The sequence below is a fragment of the Streptomyces sp. NPDC048461 genome (assembly GCF_055587105.1).
On sequence record NZ_JBVJGW010000041.1, the window covers coordinates 1 to 17,753 of the forward strand.

14 protein-coding genes and 2 pseudogenes are annotated in these 17,753 nt (G+C 67.6%); 9 read left to right on the top strand and 7 right to left on the bottom strand.

The window, feature by feature from the left end; translation table 11 throughout:
- From ACZ6S8_RS36980 to ACZ6S8_RS37005, 6 genes and pseudogenes are all read right to left on the bottom strand, one after another.
- A partial coding sequence (locus ACZ6S8_RS36980; RefSeq protein ID WP_469462456.1) for a transposase occupies nucleotides 1-206 on the bottom strand: 206 nt, incomplete at its 3' end.
- 23 nt (nucleotides 207-229) lie between these two features.
- Nucleotides 230-550, bottom strand: a pseudogene (locus ACZ6S8_RS36985) (DoxX family protein); the annotation flags it as partial.
- A gap of 15 nt (nucleotides 551-565) precedes the next feature.
- Nucleotides 566-1,240, bottom strand: a complete 675-nt coding sequence (locus tag ACZ6S8_RS36990; protein ID WP_469462457.1) for a hydrolase — start codon at nucleotides 1,238-1,240, stop codon at nucleotides 566-568.
- 77 nt (nucleotides 1,241-1,317) lie between these two features.
- The gene (locus ACZ6S8_RS36995) at nucleotides 1,318-3,213 is read right to left on the bottom strand and encodes an amidohydrolase (RefSeq protein WP_469462459.1); all 1,896 of its coding nucleotides are present in this window, start codon (nucleotides 3,211-3,213) and stop codon (nucleotides 1,318-1,320) included.
- Nucleotides 3,214-3,310: 97 nt separating this feature from the next.
- On the bottom strand, nucleotides 3,311-4,039 hold the full coding sequence (locus ACZ6S8_RS37000) for a GPR1/FUN34/YaaH family transporter (RefSeq protein ID WP_469462460.1): 729 nt from the start codon (nucleotides 4,037-4,039) through the stop codon (nucleotides 3,311-3,313).
- Nucleotides 4,040-4,133: 94 nt separating this feature from the next.
- On the bottom strand, nucleotides 4,134-5,102 hold the full coding sequence (locus ACZ6S8_RS37005) for an alpha/beta hydrolase (RefSeq protein ID WP_469462462.1): 969 nt from the start codon (nucleotides 5,100-5,102) through the stop codon (nucleotides 4,134-4,136).
- Nucleotides 5,103-5,334: 232 nt separating this feature from the next.
- Here ACZ6S8_RS37005 and ACZ6S8_RS37010 point away from each other — a divergent pair, with 232 nt between their 5' ends.
- The 6 genes and pseudogenes from ACZ6S8_RS37010 (at nucleotide 5,335) to ACZ6S8_RS37035 (ending at nucleotide 11,623) form a co-directional block, all read left to right on the top strand.
- Nucleotides 5,335-6,324 carry an AraC-like ligand-binding domain-containing protein gene (locus tag ACZ6S8_RS37010; RefSeq protein WP_469462464.1) on the top strand — a complete coding sequence of 330 codons (990 nt, stop codon included), beginning with the start codon at nucleotides 5,335-5,337 and terminating at the stop codon, nucleotides 6,322-6,324.
- Between the two features lie 63 nt (nucleotides 6,325-6,387).
- Nucleotides 6,388-6,955 (top strand): annotated as a pseudogene (locus ACZ6S8_RS37015) (IS5 family transposase); the annotation flags it as partial.
- Between the two features lie 202 nt (nucleotides 6,956-7,157).
- Nucleotides 7,158-7,910, top strand: coding sequence for a ParA family protein (locus ACZ6S8_RS37020; RefSeq protein ID WP_469462466.1), 753 nt, complete (start codon nucleotides 7,158-7,160; stop codon nucleotides 7,908-7,910).
- Nucleotides 7,910-8,989, top strand: coding sequence for a ParB/RepB/Spo0J family partition protein (locus tag ACZ6S8_RS37025; protein WP_469462468.1), 1,080 nt, complete (start codon nucleotides 7,910-7,912; stop codon nucleotides 8,987-8,989). The genes ACZ6S8_RS37020 and ACZ6S8_RS37025 overlap by 1 nt, the downstream gene beginning before the upstream one ends.
- A gap of 397 nt (nucleotides 8,990-9,386) precedes the next feature.
- Complete coding sequence (locus ACZ6S8_RS37030) at nucleotides 9,387-10,730, top strand: ParB/RepB/Spo0J family partition protein (protein WP_469462470.1); 1,344 nt, start codon at nucleotides 9,387-9,389, stop codon at nucleotides 10,728-10,730.
- Nucleotides 10,727-11,623 carry a ParA family protein gene (locus tag ACZ6S8_RS37035; protein WP_469462471.1) on the top strand — a complete coding sequence of 299 codons (897 nt, stop codon included), beginning with the start codon at nucleotides 10,727-10,729 and terminating at the stop codon, nucleotides 11,621-11,623. The genes ACZ6S8_RS37030 and ACZ6S8_RS37035 overlap by 4 nt, the downstream gene beginning before the upstream one ends.
- Nucleotides 11,624-12,556: 933 nt before the next feature.
- On the opposite strand, the gene ACZ6S8_RS37040 is transcribed toward ACZ6S8_RS37035, so the two are convergent.
- The gene (locus ACZ6S8_RS37040; RefSeq protein ID WP_469462472.1) at nucleotides 12,557-12,856 is read right to left on the bottom strand and encodes a DUF3303 family protein; all 300 of its coding nucleotides are present in this window, start codon (nucleotides 12,854-12,856) and stop codon (nucleotides 12,557-12,559) included.
- Between the two features lie 1,605 nt (nucleotides 12,857-14,461).
- Between ACZ6S8_RS37040 and ACZ6S8_RS37045 the strand changes: the two genes are divergently transcribed.
- The 3 genes from ACZ6S8_RS37045 to ACZ6S8_RS37055 all read left to right on the top strand — a co-directional run bounded on the left by ACZ6S8_RS37045 (nucleotide 14,462) and on the right by ACZ6S8_RS37055 (nucleotide 17,674).
- Complete coding sequence (locus tag ACZ6S8_RS37045) at nucleotides 14,462-15,463, top strand: ParA family protein (protein WP_469462474.1); 1,002 nt, start codon at nucleotides 14,462-14,464, stop codon at nucleotides 15,461-15,463.
- Nucleotides 15,464-16,049: 586 nt separating this feature from the next.
- The gene (locus ACZ6S8_RS37050; RefSeq protein ID WP_469462476.1) at nucleotides 16,050-16,496 is read left to right on the top strand and encodes a hypothetical protein; all 447 of its coding nucleotides are present in this window, start codon (nucleotides 16,050-16,052) and stop codon (nucleotides 16,494-16,496) included.
- Nucleotides 16,497-16,864: 368 nt separating this feature from the next.
- Nucleotides 16,865-17,674: a hypothetical protein gene (locus ACZ6S8_RS37055; RefSeq protein ID WP_469462478.1), complete on the top strand. Its 810-nt coding sequence runs from the start codon at nucleotides 16,865-16,867 to the stop codon at nucleotides 17,672-17,674.
- Nucleotides 17,675-17,753 lie beyond the last annotated feature (79 nt).

Below are 17,753 nucleotides of genomic sequence, written 5' to 3' on the forward strand. Positions count from 1 at the left end.
TCGATCGCCCACATCCGCAGCCTGCTGTGGGCGCCCTTCCACGAACCGAAGCGCTCGGGCAGGTCCATCCACGGAGTGCCGGTGCGGTACTTGAACGCGATCGCGTCGATCACCTGCCGGTGATCACGCCACCGCCCACCCCGCCGCGGCGCTCGATCCGGCAGCAACGGCTCGATCCGCGCCCACTGCGCGTCAGTCAACGACACACATCAACCAACGATCATGATCGGGGGTACTCGTAGCCGTCGTGTTGCACCCACAGGCCGTTCGGCCACTTGACGGTGAGCGCGACAGTCATCACGCCGATGGCCCCGGCGGCGGCGAGCGGGGTGAGGGCTCCAGCGGCCAGCAGCAGGCCGGAGCCGATCTGGCTGGCTGCCGCGGCGATGGCGGTGAGCGCCCCGCCGCGGAAGCCATCGTGCCGGAACTCCTCGGTGCCGCCCGCCAGGCCGCTGCCGCCCAGCAGGAAGCTGACCTTCTGCACGCCGTGCGCGGCGATCAGCAGGCCCGCCAGCAGGTTCAGGAAGAGCAGTCCGGTGTCGGTGTCCATGATCGGGGTTGCCGGTCAGCCGGCGGCGTGCGGGTCGATCATGGAGTGGGCGTAGACGATGCCCAGGCCGTACGCACCGCCGTGCTCCTTGACGATGTCGGTGGTGGCCGCGTAGGTGTCGGTGCGTGCCCAGTCGCGCTGCAGTTCCAGGAGCACCTGGAGCCAGGTGACGGGCACGGCGCCGGCGGCGGTCATCCGCTGGAGAGCGTGCTCGTGGGCGGCTGGTGTGACACCGGCGGAGGCGTCGGCGACGACGTACACCTCGTAGCCCTGGCTGAGGGCGGAGAGGGCGGGCAGGACCAGGCAGACCTCCGTCCACAGGCCGCTGAGGACTATCTTGTGCCGGCCGGTCGCCTTGACGGCTTCGACCAGGGCCTGGTCCTCCCAGGCATTCATGGAGGTCCGGTCGACGATGTCGTGCTTGGGGAAGACCTCGCGCAGCTGCGGCAGGATCGGGCCGGAGAAAGATGCGGCGGCGACGGTGGACAGGACGACGGGGACCTCGAACGCCCGGGCTGCCTTGGCCAGGCCGACGGTGGCGTTGATGACGGCGACGCGGTCGGTGCTGGCAGCGCCGAAGAACATCTGCGGCTGGTGGTCGACGAACAGCATCATCGCGTTGTCGGGGGTGAGCAGGTCGCGGCTGGGCACGGCGGAGACGGCGTCGAGGTCGAAGTTGAAGTCAGACACGAGGGGTTCCTTCCGAACGGTGGGCGGTGTGTGGGGTGGAACGGCGAGGGGTGGACGGGCTGCCATCCCGGGGTGGGTCAGGGGCCGAAGCACGGGTCGAGGGCGGCGGTCGCCTGCTCGGGCGCGGCGAGGCCGCGCGCGACCCGCCACTGACGGTGCTCCTCGCCGGCGGCGACCGCCTGCGCCAGCAGGTCGGCCTGGCGGGCGCCGGCCGTCGACGGCGCGGGGGTGGCCTGGTAGCCGCCGAAGTGCGCGACCGGGCTCCAGGCCGGGCTGAGTGCCGGGAGGGCTTCCTCGAGGCCCTCGTACTCGCCGGCGGCGTAGACGATCCGGCCGCCGACCACGGTCAGGACGGCCTCGATGTGCGCGATGTCGTCCTGGGGCACGGCGAAGAAGTCGTGGCTGAGGACGGCAAAGTCGGCGTACCAGCCTTCCTTGAGGACGCCCTTGACGTCGTCCTCCCCGGTGATCCTGGCCCCGCCGCGGGTGTACAGCTCAAGCGCGCGCTCGCGGCAGACCAGCCGGTCCGGCGGGTAGAGGGACAGGTCGCCGACGGTTCGGCCGGTGACCAGCCACTGCAGGGCGACCCAGGGATTGTAGGAGGAGACGCGGGTGGCGTCGGTGCCGGCCGCCAGCGGGATGCCGCAGGCGAGCATCTCCTTGAGCGGAGGGGTGCGGGCCGCGGTCTCGGCGCCGTAGCGGTCGGCGAACGTCTTGCCCTGGAAGGACATCCGGTTCTGGACACTGATCGCGCCGCCGAGCGCGGCGATCCGCTCCAGGCTGCCGGGGGTGACCGTCTCGGCATGGTCGAACAGCCAGCGATTGCCTGCGGGGAACAAGCCCTCGGCGGCGAGCTTCTCGAAGACGGCCAGGTCACGCCGGATCGTCTCATCGTAGGTGGCATGCAGCCGAAATCCCCAGCCGTGTTCCAGCAACAGCCTCACGGCCTGCTCGAACTCTCCCTCGTACCCTGCGGACAGTTCGGGCCTGGGCTCGGAGAAGTTCTCGAAGTCGGCCGCTGCCCAGGTCAGGTTCTCCCCGGCGCCGTTGAGCCGCAGCCACTCGTCGCCGTCCCCGGCCCGCACCGTCTCCACCCAGCGCGTCAGGTCGGCCAGCTCCTGCCCGGCGGTCTGCGGAAAGAGGTGGTAGCCGACGCGGACGCTGAGCTCTCCCGCGCGGGCCAGTTCGATGACGGTGGCGTAGTTGTCGGGGAAGCTCTGGAAGCCGCCGGCGGCGTCCACGGCGGAGGTGAGGCCGAAGCGGTTCAGCTCGCGCAGGAAGTGCCGAGTGGAGGTCCGCTTGTCGGCCTCGTCCAGGGTCGGGGCGGCGGCGAGGGTGGAGTAGAGGATCAGTGCACTCGGTGCGGCCAGCAGCACCCCGTTGGGCTCACCGTCGCGGCCCCGCACGATCTGGCCGCCGCGCGGGTCGGGGCTGTCGCGGGTGAAGCCCGCCGCGCGGACGGCAGCCTGATTGAGGATCGCCGACTGATAGAGGTGCAGCACGAACACCGGGGTGTCGGGGGCTGCGGCGGTGAGCTCGGCCGGGGTCGGCAGCCGCCGCTCGGCGAACTGCTCCGCCGTCCAGCCGCCCACCACCCGGATCCACTGGCCCTTGGGAGTGCGGCCGGCCTGCTCGCGCAGCATCGCCAGCGCCTGGCGCAGCGAGGGGACACCGTCCCAGCGCAGCTCCAGCACGTAGTTGAGCCCGCCACGGATGACGTGCAGGTGCGAGTCGTTCAGGCCGGGCACCACCCGACGCCCGAGGGCGTCGACGACCCGGGTACGGGGTCCGGCGTGCGCGGCCACATCGCCGTCGTCGCCGAGGGCGATGATCCGGCCCGCTCGCACGGCTAGGGCGGTGGCGGCGGGGCGCAGCGGGTCGCCGGTGTGGATCTTGGCGTTGCGCAGGACGAGGTCGGCGCCGTCGCCGCTTCCGGGCACGGGAGTGACGCCGCTGACCGGCATCGAGGGCATGGTGGCTCGCTTTCGGGAGTGGTCATGGCATGTGGGGCGGCACGGGCCGCACCCGGTGTGGACGGTCGGCTCGGCGGGGCTGCGGGCGGCCGGGCCGTCACAGGGTGCGGCGCACGCCCGCGTGGCGTTCGAGGTTGCGCAGTTGGACCGTCAGGTCGCCGTGCACGGCCTGGTGGGCGGGACCGCTGCGGCCGAGCGGCAGGACCTCCTGGCCGCGCATGTCCTCCAGCATCAGGGCGAACGCGGCGTACATCGCCACTGCGGCCAGCAGCAGGCCGAGTGCGCCGGAGACGGTGGCGATCCAGTGCACGCGGGTCAGGTTGGCAGCGGCGGCCACGGTGAAGCGCGGCACGGCGGTGCACAGGACCAGCCACAGCGCCCGCTTGGGCATGGCGACGCTCGCCATCATCAGGGCGAACAGGGCGAAGCAGAGGTTCAGCACGCCCAACACCGCCGCGCCGCCGGTCGGTTCGACGGCGAGGACCAGTGAACTGGCCAGCCACATCCCGAAGAAGCAGGCCATCAGGGTGGCTGCCAGGACGTCCCTGGCGCCGAACGCGAGGAAGCCGACCAAGAACTGGAGAAAGAAGGCGGGCAGGATCGCGAGCGCGACGGCGCGCTGGGCACCGTCCTCGAACAGGCCGAGCTGGAGGCAGCCGACAATGATCGAGGCGATCGCCACGGCGTAGAAGCCGAGCGGCATCGGTGAGGCGATGGGCCTGAGGGTGATGCGCGTCATGGCGCGCAGGTCGGGCTCGTGGTGCCGGCCGCCGGGCGGCCGGATCGGGGCGTCGGGCCCCTCGGGGATGGTGTCGCTGGTGGCCACGCGGTCTCCTCGGGCTGGAGGTGGGCGCCGTCGGCGGGCCAGGCACCGGATTCGCCCGTGCCGGCGGTGCCCGGTCCCGGCCCGCCGCTCTGGGTCAGTGGGCGGCGAGGGCCTTGCATAGGGTGGTGACGGCCAGCGCGATTGCCACCTCGGCACCCTGGGTGGGGCGCAGCGCGTTGAGCAGGACGAAGTCGTGGATGACGCCCTGGACGCGGACGGCGGTCACGGCGACCCCGGCCTGCCGCAGCTTGGCGGCGTACGCCTCGCCCTCGTCGCGCAGCACGTCGGCCTCGGCGGTGATCACCAGCGCCGGGGGCAGGCCGACCAGCTGCTCGACTGTGGCTCGCAGCGGGGAGGCGGTGATCTGCGCGCGCTCGCGCTCGTCGGTCGTGTACTGGTCCCAGAACCACTGCATGCCGTCGCGGCGCAGGAAGTAGCCCTCGGCGAACTGCCGGTAGGAGCCGGTGTCGAAGTTCGAGTCCGTCACCGGGTAGAAGAGGACCTGGTGGGCAAGGGTGAGGCCGCCGCGCTCCTTGGCGAGCAGGGTCAGCGCGGTGCTCAGGTTGCCGCCCACTGAGTCACCGGCGACCGCGAGCCTGGTGGCGTCCAGGCCGTGCGCGGCTCCGTCGGTGACGACCCAGCGCGCGACCGTCCAGACCTGCTCCAGCGCCACCGGGTAGCGGTGCTCGGGTGAGAGGTCGCATTCGGGGAAGACAACCGCGGCGCCGGTGCCGACGGCGAGTTCGCGCACCAGGCGGTCGTGGGTGCGGGCGTTGCCGAAGACCCAGCCGGCGCCGTGCACGAAGACGACGACGGGCAGCTCGCCCTCGGCACCGGCCGGTCGCAGGATGCGGGCCCGCACCTCGCCGGTCGGGCCGCCGGGGACGCCCACCCACTCCTCGTCGACGGCCTGCAGGTCGATCTCGCCAGACTGCACCTCCTCGACGGCCTTGCGGCCCTCGGCCGGCGGCAGCTGGAACAGGAACGGCGGTGCCGCAGTCGCCTCGGCGAAGGCGGCGGCCTCCGGCTCCAGTACCGGCGCGACAGGGTTGTGGTCGCTCATGGATCGGGCCTCTCTGCGGATCGAGGAGTGTGTGCCGACACCGGATCGGTGGGGGGCGCACGTCCGAAGCTAGAGGCAGGGCAGCGGGGTTGGTCGCCTGTGCGTGCAGGAGAGCTGCCCCTCCGCGCAGGGCTGTGCAGGGAGGCGCTGCACGAGGAGAACAACCGCGTGCACGCGCGGACAAGTGGGCGGGCCGGTGCTCACGCGATGATGGGCGCTGCACCCCGAGACCGTGCTGGAGGACTGGTTCGTGCTGCTGCTGGACCTGGAGGACTTCGCGCCGCGCGAGAGGGCGGACGCGTTCCACCACGCGATGACAGACACCTCCGTACCCAACGACATCGTCCACGAGGAGCACCCGGCGGGGATGAGCGCCCGAATCGAAGGATGGCGCGTGGGCGGCCTTGATCTTTTCGACATGCGGTGCTCGGGATTCGAGGTCCGCCGCACGGCCAGGCACGTGCGCAGCCACCGGGACCGTCCGGTGGTCTCCGTCTCGCTCCAGACCAGGGGCCTCCACCGCGCCGAACAGGCAGGCAAGCAGTTCACCCTCGGGCCCCAGGACATCTGCGTCTTCCACGAACTCGCGCCACGCACCTACGGCTGGTCCGGCCACGGCGCCTCACAGGCCGTCACCATCGACATGGAGTACCTCGGGCTACCCGTCGACACCGTCGTGCAGGCCTCCCTACGGCTGCGGGCCAGTCCCGTGCACGACCTGCTCCTGGGTCACCTGCGGACGCTCTTCCGTGATCCGGACCGCCTCGAAATGGATCCCGGAGCTGGAGCCCTCGCGAACGCCACCACCGAACTCATGCGGGCCCTGCTGACCTCGGCAGCCCACGGCGGAGAGAACCAGCGGGTCCGGGATGCCATGGACAGCTCCCTGATCGCCCGGATCATGGCGTACACACGCCGTCACCTCACCGACCCCGACCTCGGACCGGAGTGCATCGCCGCAGCACACGCCATCTCCAAACGACAGCTGTACGTCGTGCTGGCACGCGCGGGCATCCGGCTCAAACAGTGGCTCATCGCCGAGCGGCTGGAAGCGGCGTGCCGGCTCTTGACCTCACCCCGCCACGCAGCACTGCCCGTCTCCGCCGTGGCGGCACGGTGCGGCTTCACCCGCCCCAGCCACTTCACCCGGCGCTTCCGCGCCGCCTACGGGACCACCCCGACCGAGTGGCGTCGCCACCGGACCCGCTCCACCGAGAAATGATCGTTTCGGAACGATTCCCACGGCTGGCAAGGTGCTTTCCAATCTTGTTGGGCAAGGGTTTCGGTGCGCGTCGATCTTGTTTCGGACGGCCTGCGGGAGCGGCTGGCCCCGCTCTTGCCACCTGCTCCCGAACGGCGCCATCGCTATCCCGGGGCTTCGCGTTCCGGACCGAGTTGCACTCGCCGGCATCATGTATGTCCTGCGGACCGGTGTTTCCTGGCGCGATGCCCCGGCCGAGACGGTGGGCTGCTCAGGAGTCTCGGCGTGGCGCCGACTGCGGGACTGGACCGAGGCCGGCGTCTGGCCACGCCTGCACGCCGCCCTGCTGACGGAACTCCGCCGCCCGGACTCACTGGACATGGACGACTGTGCCGTGGACTGCTCCCATGTCCGGGCCCTCAAGGGTGGGGATCACGGCGGCCCCTCGCCCGTTGACCGCGCCCGCCCAGGCTCCAAGCATCACCTGATCGTCGACCGGTATGGAACCCCACTCGCCGTCACGGTCACCGGCGGCAACCGACATGATGTCGCCCAGCTCGTGCCCTTGCTCGACACCATCCCGTCGATCCGGGGCCTGCGCGGACGGCCCCGCCGCAGGCATCGACGCCTGTACGCCGACCGCGGCTACGACGCAAGGCCAGCTGTTTTACGGCCGTAAAACACGGCGTACTGGAGCTGCCGGCTGTGGCGGTGAGCTCCACCAGCTGCGCTCGGTTTTACGGCCGTAAAACGACGACGCTCCGACGCCCTGCCTGAACTCCTCCGATCATCTGAGAGGATGCTCCCGTCCATCCGAAGTACCGGGTTTCCGGGAAGTAGTCGGAGAGCAGTACATGCCCTACATCACCGTTGTCCTGAACCGTAAGGGCGGGGTCGGCAAGTCACTTGTGTCGGTCAACCTCGCTGCGGTCTACGCCGAGATCCTCGGCTGCGTCGAAGGATCCACAGGCGATGGCCCGTCCGTGGCAGTCGTCTCGATAGACCCCCAAGGCACCAGCATCGAACACGCTGAGAGAGTCCGGGAGGCTGGCAGAACAGTCCCCTTCCGCGTCGTCGATGCGAGCCAGGACGTCGAGAGGTTGCGTCGTCTTCGCCGCGCCAAGGCCGACATCATCATCGTCGACACCCCCGGCTTCATGCCCCTGAAGGCTGAAGACGACGAGGACGAGTCCCTCGACCCCCTGGGCGATGGAACAACCGGAGACGCACTGCGCGCCGTCCTGGATGTTGCCGACGACGTCATCGTCCCTCTCGAGGCTGAGGGGTCGGCCTTCACCCCGACCAGGGTCACCATCGAGCGCGTCCTGGTCCCCCGTCAGATTCCCTACGGCGTATTCGTCAACAACTGGGACCCTCGCGACGGCACTGCCGACAGGGACCGCACCATCAGCCTCGCCAAACGGCGCAACTGGGAGCTGTTCAACGCCACCGTCCGCCACTACAAGCCGCACACCCGCGGCATCACCAACGGACGATTCTGCACCCAGTACGAGTCCAACCACATCGCCACCAAGGCCAAGCAGGACTTCGTGTCCCTTGCCCTGGAACACCAGCTTCGCCGCCAGAAGTACGCGGGAGGCCGATGATGGCAAAGCGCGATGAGTTCGACGACTTCTTCGGCGATGATGATGAATCCCCCATCGTCGACACCCGAGCCGACGGACGGCTGCTCCGCATTCCGCTCAGCCGCCTCGCCCCCAACCTGGTCAACCCTCGAACCGACTTCGGCACCGAAGACGAGCTGATCGACCTCGGGCGAAGCCTGCAACGCCGCCAGATCCAGGCCTGCCCCGCCGTCAGCCGCAGCGCCTACCTGAAACTGTGGCCCGACCACGCAAAGCAGATCGGTGACGTCGACTACGTCCTCGTAAGCGGCGAGCGTCGATTCCGCAGCGCTACAGCAGTCGGCAGCTCCACGCTCAACTGCGTGGTCGACGACGGGTGCGCCAAAGACCGCAAAACGTTCATCGAGACCGTGGTCTCAGAGAACGTCGACCGGCAGAACTTCAACCCCATCGAAGAGGCGTACGCCGTCCAGTCCCTCGTGGCCGAGTTCGGCTCCAACCGCGCCGTTGCGCAGCACTTCGAGCGGGTCGACGGCTGGGTTACCCAGCGCATCCTCCTCACTCACCTTGCTCCCAAAGCGCAGGAACTGGTGCGGAAGAAGACCATGCCGCTCGAGGTCGCGCGGTCGCTGGGCAAGCTGGCCCGGGACAACAGCTGGGACAGCACGGAACAGCTGGCCTGGTGGCAAGACCAGCAGACGCAGCGGGCGGCAGCATCCGCCCAACGGTCGGCCACCAGAAGGGCAGCCAAGTCCCCAGCTCCTCGCAAGCAACTAACGGGCCCCCCGCCTGGACCTGGCAAGCCGGACGGCGATCAGGTGAACAGCCGTAAAACAGAGATCGCTAAACCGGAGCCGGCGAAACCAACGGAACAGCTGCCTGCCGGCACGCCGCTGCAGGGCGCGCCGTCCGTACCCGGACAGGGCAGCCCCGGCGACACTCCTGTCGAGGGGAACGATCAGCAGCCCAAGCTGTTCCCCTACGACGATGGCGCCAACGCAGCGCGCTACCTGATTTTTAAGATGCCTACGGAAGAGTTCAACACGATGCTGGACCTCCTCATCAAGCACAAGGAAAGCCAGGCCATCTCTGCCGGTTGACCGGCCGACGTGAGCGCGTCCACTGCGGCGGTCCCTGATGATGGGGCCGCCGCAGTCCTTGCGAAGCAGCCGAGGGATCCACCCCCATTCCAACCGCTCGTGGAACAGCGCCACGAGCAGCTCTATCGGGCCGGGGGATGTCCGCTGATGAACTCACCGGGCCCCTCACCGATAACGTCACCGATCCTCCCCATCGCAGAAGCGCGTACGTCCCTCGTCGGGTGCCGGGGCAGGCACCGGGACCCGCCACGAAGCAGCGGACGCGCGGTCATGGGTCGTGCAGCCTCCGTGAGCTTTGCAGGACACCAACCTCCCCGCCCGGGCTGCGCGAGGGAGCCAACGTTTCCATTGGAAACGGCTAGTCTCTGGCCGTACTTTCTGTCGTCCTGGAGAATCTATGGCTGCCAACCTTCCGAGGCCCAAGCGCACGAGCACTAAGCAGGCCCCCGCGGCCCCGTCCAAGGAAGAAGCGTTCTACCGAGGCGGCAAGGACCGCAGCGGCGACACCGTCGAACTCCACCCCAAGGACCTCTGCCCCAACCCGTTCAACCGGCGAGCCATGTCGGGCGTTGAGGAGCTCGCGGCCACGATCGAGACAGTCGGCCTCCTCCAGAGCATCGCGCACATCCCCGCCGACATCTGGATCGAGCACTACCCGGATACAGCGGAGAAGGTCACCGCCGCGAACGTCATCCTCTTCGGGGAGCACCGCTGGCGCGCCGTCCAGTCCTTGGGCTGGGAGGTCATCCCCAGCGTCCTGATGGACGACAAGGTCGCGGACGCCCGTCTCATCACCCTCATCGAAAACCTCCGGCGCGCACAGCTCAGCCCGCTGGAAGAGGCCGAGCACTACGAGGCCCTACGGAGCAGCGGGCTGTCCTACGAGCAGATCGCGCAGAAGGTCGGCGAGACCGCCAAGGGGGCCATCTCCAAAGGCACCGTGTGGAAGCGCGTACAGCTCCTTGCCCTGGAGCCGGAAGTCCAGGGAGCGCTCCGGGACGGCACCCTGGCCGTCAGCACCGCGGAGAAACTCCAGAAGATGAGCGCCGAGGACCAGCGGGAGGCCGTGACTCTGGTCCAGGGCGGCATGCGTCCGCTGGAGGCGCAGGCGCAGATCCTCGCGCGGCAGCGGCAGGACGAACCCGTGCCCGACGCGGAGCCGGCCGAAGGAGAAGGCTCCGTTTCCAATGGAAACGGCACGGCCCTCCAGTCCAGTGGCGTTTCCAATGGAAACGCTGCCCCCCAGCCACGGACGACGACGAAGAAGGAGCAGCCCAAGCCGTCGGCCGACCAGTACGAGCAGGACCGTAGCACCGCAGCCGCAGCCCGGGACGCTGCCTGCCAGCTCCTCGTGGAGACCGTCGATGTTGCCGACACCGCCGACAGCGAGGTCCTCCTCAAGGCCATGACCGGTGCCCTGCTCGCCCCGCAGCAGCAGTCCGCCGCGCAGCAGCGCGCCCTGGTCTGGCTCCGCCGAGTCGAACGCCACAGCATCGACGACCAGAACGCCGGCTCGTACTTCAACTCCGTCCAGGACTCAGGTGACGGCGACCTCCAACGGCTCGCCGCCTTCGCGGTCGCTCTCGCTGCCGCCGAGCTCCGCACCGCCGCCCGCCGACACTCGTGGGGAACCCGAGAGGTCGGCTATCTCCGCCTCCTCCAGGACCACGCGCAGTACACCCCGGAGACCGCGTGGGAGAAGAAGGAACTGGGCTCCGACACCACAGGAGAGAACGAATGACGCGCACCGTCGACCCCCGCTTCCGCCCCAGAGGGCGACGCCACCCCAAGATCTACGCCTTCATCCTCGAGTGCGGCGGCTCCACCAAGACCACCAGCGCCACCTCCATGGCGACCGAGGCAGCGATGCGGGGATACCCGGGCACCATCTTCGACTTCGACGCCAACCGGTCCACGACGACGATCCTCGGCTATGACGGAGAGGCCATGAAAGGGCGTAAGACCGTCCTCGACCTCATCCACGGAACCGCGACCCTGGACGAGGTCGCGCTCCCGGCCCGCTACCGCATCGGCAACGGATACGACGACGACGCCTTCGCCTACATCCCCGGTCTGCGCGTCGTGCCCAGCTGCAAGGAGATGTCCACCGCGGACACCGCCATCGCCGAGGACGCGGACCGACAAGACTGGTTCGCCGAAATCCTGCTCGGCTACGACGGCGACGAGGACGACGTCTTCTGGCTCGACTTCCCGGCCAGCTACGGGAAGATGGTCTACTCCGTGATCCGCATGCTCGACGAGGACGACTCCGTCATCCCGTCGGTCCGCGCCGATCCGAAGGACGTCAGGCTGATGGTCCCGCTCTTCGAAGAACTCGACCGCGTCCGGGAGAAGAACCGCCTCCGGCGCTCAGTCCCCGGCCGCCCGACGGTCAACCACCTGATCCTCACCGGCACCCCGACCGCCAGCTACACTGAAGCATCGGCCAGGAAGGCCACGGCACTCGCCGAATCCCTGTACGGCGACATCCTCACGCCCTACATCCGGTACTCCGCCGACGCGAAGAAGCTCTACGACGACTGCTGCCCCCTGCCCATCCTCCTGCCCAACTCGGTACCTGCCGTCGACTACCGGAAACTGATGACCAGCATCGGATTCCTCGACCGCACCTGACCGCCGTTTCCAATGGAAACGGCGCGCGGGCCCGACCACCCTCTGGGTGGCCGGGCCCTTCCGCTGTCACCGGTCAATGCCCTGCGTCAATACCCTTCCAACCGTGCCCCCGCCTGCGCCGCTAGGGTCGAAATGACGAAGTAGATGGCGTCGAGCGGCTGCTCAGCGCATCGGTCACCTGTCGGGCTGCCACCGGGTAAAGGCCGGCGGTGTTTCGTCCGAAGGCGAGGAACCGGGCGTACGTCTCGGGCGCGTGCTGGCGGACTTTGTCCGCGATGGCCGGAGGAAGAGGGTCTGCTTCGGGGCCGGCAACCGAGTCAGGGGTACCGGTACCGGTATGGCTCGTGAACGGATTCGGTGGCACTTTGTCGTGGACCGCCAGCCCAAGGCTGCTCCCGGCTTCGCGGTTCTGATCAAGGCCCCGCCCCCGGCTCCCGGGGACATTGCTGGGGGAAAGGTTGAGGCGCGCCCGATGCCAGCGTGCCAAAGTGTCGCCAGCAGCAGTGTCGCGAGCGCCGTCGATGCCAACTTCCACTACCAGCTCGGGCGCCACGAGCGTGACGATCAGCGTCTTGAGGCCGCCCCACCGGGACGGCGAAGGAGCAGCCCGTCTCCGGGTGCCAGTGCAGGGATTTATGGAACCGCCTCGCCAGGAGTTCGGGTGTCTGGGAGTCCTGCTCTGCCCACTCACGTCCGCTCGAGCGGAGCCAGGCACTGCGGCAGTCCGGCGCGAGGCAGCGGCGCCCGCGCACCGGCAGTAGGCCGCACCTGCCAAGGGAGTGGGCGTACCCGCTGACGGTCTCGCGGACACACCGGACGCTGGCCTCGTGCCGGGCCAGGCCTAGGCGGGTAAACGGCCGTGTGGATTTCTGTGGTTCCTCCGGGCTGAAGCGCCCAGCGTGGCCGGTCACCTGCCAGAAATGAGCCTCCTCTCTAAGATGAGGAGTTCATCGCGGCCAGTCCTTTGGCCAAGTCTTCTGCGTTCATGACGGGAGCGACCTCGACCTCGGCGTTGAACTGCAGGAGCAGCTCTTCCACCAGGGCCGGAATGTGGGAGCTGTCCTGCAGGTCGAAGACCATCCAGCAGGAACGCACGCCCTCGTGCAAGCCGAAGTAAGCGGCCTCCAGCTTCACCTTCTCCATCAGGCCTTTGATCACCTGCGGGAGCGTGCCGGCCTTGATGCCTTCATTCGTCGCAGCCGTATCCATGTGGGCCCTGAGCATGACTCTCATACCGGCCTCCCTTCCTCGCCTCACACTCGGCACCATCGAACGAATCGGCAACATTTGCACCCCCGACCGGGAGCCCCCGCCTCACCGGCTGGCGCCGTTACGGCAACGGCTGCCGCCTTGGCGGCGGCACTCCTGGTGCCGCACCGCCCCGCCCTGCGGCGCTTCGAGGGGTGCCGACGCTATCGCTGGCCTGGGCATCGGCGTGGTGTTGATGGGTGCACCACGCGCTGCCCGCAAAGCGGGCGGGGACCCTTCTCGATCTGCTGGCACTTCTTGCTGGTGGTGCGGTGGTCCAGGCGGAGGCGATGGGGGCGGGCACGCACTCGTGGGCGAAGGCACTGCCCTCGTGGTCGAGCCGCTCGGGGCGGTCTCGTCTCGTACACCGGCGTCCATCGGGTATGCGCTTGGCGGCTCGGCTGGACTTGCCCACCACTGCTTCGTTCCTGGCACCGACGTGGGCGCTAAGGGCGGGAAAACTCGCCCTACCCGGCCTTGTAGGGATTCTTGTAGGTAGGATCCGCGCGAGCCACGAAGACGGGTGTGGCGATGCGCTCATTCTTGTAGGTATGTGGGTAGCTAGACGTGTAGGAATTTTTGTAGGTTCAAGAAAATCTATGTCCGTAGGTAGGTGCATAGCTAGATTGGTAGTGAGTCAGATAGCTAACTCTGTAGGCGTGTTAGAAGCTCTGTAGGCATCCATGTATGTCTGTATTGAACTATGCACGTATGTACTTGCATCCTCTTTGATGTCCACCACTATTTGCGCGCTTACGTGCTGAATATTTCTTACATGTAGGCCATCTCCTTTGTCTTCTCCTTGCTGCATTTTTACCTACGCGCTTGTATTGCCACTTACTTCTTCAGCTTGCCGCCCATGCCCGCCCTGTAGCTGCTTCTTTATCGCTTCATTTAGGACCCAGCTCAGATCTTTTCCACGCGAGCATGCTCGGTATGGCTCCACCCTTAATCTGCTGCGGTTCACATGTCCGTCTCGACGGCACGTTGGGTGTTGTAGTGGTCCTCGTGTTTCCGGGCTGCACCTTGAGTTCGATGAGTGCCCGGTAGGCGGTGTACGACGCCCTGCCCACGGGACCTTGCGTCCGAGCACGGCACAACACCGGCTGGGATTTGCCGGCCGCTCCACCCATCCGTATGCCTGTAGCAGTGCCGCTTGTTCGCTCGGTTCGTGCCGACCTTCGCAGGAAGGGCGACGGCACCATCCGGCCCGGGAGGCTCATCGTCGAGGCTCGGAGGCCGAGTTCAGCCTGGTGATGCAGTCCGCAGCGCAGCCGCACACGCTCGCTCGAGGCCGTCCAGCGTGGCCCCTTTTCCGACCGCAGGCAGACACGCCGTCAGTGCGGTCGATGAGTCTCCAGGCAACTCGGTCTACTGTTATCGTCACGCGTGTCATGTCGTGGCACTTCAGATGGTCTCGAAGCGAGCGGCATATCGATCCGATGTCCGATTTCGTCAGTAAAGCACCGAGCCGATGACCTACTGCATCTTTCCAAACCGCCGCGTAGCAGCACCGGAACCGACGCGACATGACAGAACTGGTGTTGCTTCGTCTCTCACGCGCCTGACCCGTTCTGGAAGGCCGGTCCAATGACTGCCAACACTCTGCCTCTCACCGCTGCGGAAGATCCGGGTGTGGTCCAGGCGCCACAGCCCAAGGTCATTGCCATCGCCACGCAGAAGGGCGGGGTGGGCAAGACGACCACCACCGTCAACCTCGGCGCGCGGTTGGCGATGGCCGGTTACAACGTGCTGATCGTCGACTTGGAGCCGCAGGCGCAGGCCGGCACAGCGCTGGGAATTACGCTCGGGGGAGCGGACAACGCTGAGGAAGAGGCGGCGGAGCTCCAGCGCTCACTCGGCTTCATCCTGCAGATGGCGCTGCAGAAGTTCCCGCGTCCGCACCTGCAGGAGGCCATGTTCGATAGGACGGACGATGTCCTCGACGGCTTCGAGGGCAATGGCCGTCTCTGTGTGCTGGCTTCTGAGGAAGCCTCGATGTCAGCTGCGCAGAACTCCTTCATCACCAAGCCCTACGCCATGACCGCGCTGCTTCGACGCCTGCTCCTTGCGGAAGCGCAAGGATTCGACTTCGTCCTGATCGATACGCCGCCCGCGGTGTCCCACCTCAACGCGGTCGCACTGGCAGCGGCCGACTTCGTGGTGACGCTGTGCGTTCCCGAGTACCAGTCGATTAAGGGCGCGCTGGTTCTGAGCGCGGCGACACACGCGGTGGAGAAGAACACCGATGGTGAGTGCAAGCCCCAGCTTCTGGGGGCTCTGCTGAACCGGTCGAATCCCGAGTCTTCGTGGACGGTGCAGGACATCGAGATCAGGAACGGAATGGTCGGTGACGGCATCGACGCCGAGCCCGGACGTGGCTTGTTCCCGTTTGTGACCGATGTCCGGCGGGACGTGCGGATCTCGGAGTCCTACATCCACGGCAAGCCTGCAGTTGTCCGATTCACCAACCAGTCCTGCGGCAAGCAGTACACCGCTCTGGTCGAGGAAATCCTGGACCGGATGGAGCTCCCGCGTGCGACGTGGACCATCGCGGAGCCAGTGCTGATGGAGGAGGACGTTGATGAGTGAGCCGTCTCCTCATTCCAAGGGCGATTCAGCCGCGCCGAAGAAGAAGACGGCGAAGAAGGTCGCCGGCCTACGGCCGCGCACAGGCTCGGCGCTGCTGGCGAATCCTGCACTGTCCGGCGCAGCGTCGGTGGTCGCACGGTCTGTTCTCGGCGGTCCCACGCAAGAGGCACGGCCGAAGGGCGATGACGCGTCCCCTTCTACGGTGCCGGCTCCGTCCCTGCCGACCGATGAGACGCCTGCCTCAAGTGCGCCGCCGCTGGTCGAGCAGTCCGCTGCCTCTTCCCATGCGCTCCAGGCCGGCCCGGTTCAGCCGAGTCCGCCGGCATCTGGGCCTCCTTCCTCTGTCGGCGGCCCGGATACGGTCCTCGGGGCTGGAGTGCCTTCTGCCGGGGGAGGGGGCGAGCCTCGGACTAAGCCGGTAACACAGCCGGCAGCAGAGGCTCGGGCCGACGCTCGCCTGCCGGAGGCAGGCACGCCGTCGGGTTCGGTTGGCCGAAAGCGCACGGCGCCTACTCCCGCCGGTGGCGGTGGCGGTGACGGGGATGCGGCCGAGGAGGCCGCCGGGCTGAGTGAGGTTCACAAGGCATTGCTCAACTCGTGGCGTGACAGCCGGTTGGATCTGAAGCTGCGGAAGAAGGAGTGGCAGACCCAGCCCTTCCGTTTCGCTGCCGACCTGGTGGAGTCACTCAGTAAGAGGGTCGCTGAAGACTGCAAGTCCTCCGGCAAGACGCTTACGGCTGCCCAGTACGTCGATGCGGCGATGGCTCGGCATCTGCCGTCGTCGATAGACGAACAGCTCCAGCTGGCCGAGGACTTCCTGGTCTCCCGCGATTCGGATGTGGGGACGGGACAGCAGGGGAGCCATCGGGTGAGCCCGGAGGTGTACGCCATCGCGTCGGACCTGCCGAATGCGTTGCGTCGTGAGGGCCATGCGCGTACGGCTGTTCACGTCTACTCCGGGGCGCTGGATCGCTTCCTTGCGGAGCTTGATGCTGCTGGACCGTTGGGAAAGATCAACGCTCCTCGTCGGTAGACGCGAAACAGTGATGGGGGCCACCGCCTGAGGGCGGTGGCCCCCATCACTGTTTTTGCTGTTCAGGCGGCTGCTGCCTGGCTTCGTAGTGATTCCGGTAGCTTTTCTGGTCGGTCTGTAGGGATGCCTGTAGGGATTCCAGTAGGCATGGATGTAACTCGGTAGGTTGCTATGCGTTCATGCGGTCCTAGATCAACGCATTGACGTGTCGCGACACGCTCTGACGTGACTAGGTGGGACGAAACCCCCCAAAAGCTAAGGTCGGCGCCAATCTCCAGCAATTACAAGTGTCGTGTCGTGACAGAAACTTGGCGCTCGGTGCGCTACGGTGATCCGGAGCAATCGGACAATCACCAGCAGGAGCCGCCGTGTCCGCCTACGTCCCGCCCGCACGCCTCGCGAGCGAGGCCGACCTCAACCGTGCATGGGTCAACAAGGCCGCTGAACTCGGGCTGGTGAACCTCAGCGCACTCGACGGCGAGGACCTCATCGTCGTCCGGGTCTTCGCCTTCGTCGACCAACTGGTATGGCCCGGCGAGCGCCGTTCACGAGCGATCTCGCGCAACCTGGAGCCCTGGCAGCGGCAGGCAGTCAACGCGGCACGAGACTCCGCCCGAGACGAAGCCACCAAGCCCGACTCCGTGCTCTGGGTAACGCCCCAAGGGGCGGTCATCACCCATTCGCCCGGCGAGCACGCGGCATTCGTCCTGCACGCAACAGCCGAACGCGGCATCTTCGCCAGCATCCCTCTGGGCCAGTGGATCGCGGAACTGCCCCACGGCCTGGAAACCATCTTCCGGTGGCCTACTCCACTGCCCTCGAGCCGCTTGAGCCTGCCAGGCGGCAAAGAACTACAGCTTGCCGCGTTCAAGACAGTGCCCCACCAGGTCACCGTCTTCGTAGCAGGCCACGACGCCCCCCTGGACGCCCCCACCCACGGCGCGCTGAAGACACACCTCGCAGCCCGCCACCCCAGTGAGCACATCCGGGTGATCGAGCATCCCGCCGCCAGTAACAGCTCCGGACAGTCCCACTGGTGGGAACTCTACGAGCGCGAGGGAAACCTCGTCAGGCGCCCTCTCGCCAGGCGCGAGCTCCTCGACGAGTACGGGCCTCAGCTCGCCCACCTCACGCAAGCCCAAGACCCATCAGGCACCAGGCGCAAGAGCAAGAAGTGACCCCCCAGAGTCCAAGCCGCGAAGCGTTGGGGGGGGGGGGGGGGGGCGGGCGGGCCCGGCGCCGGGGGGCCGCGGCGCC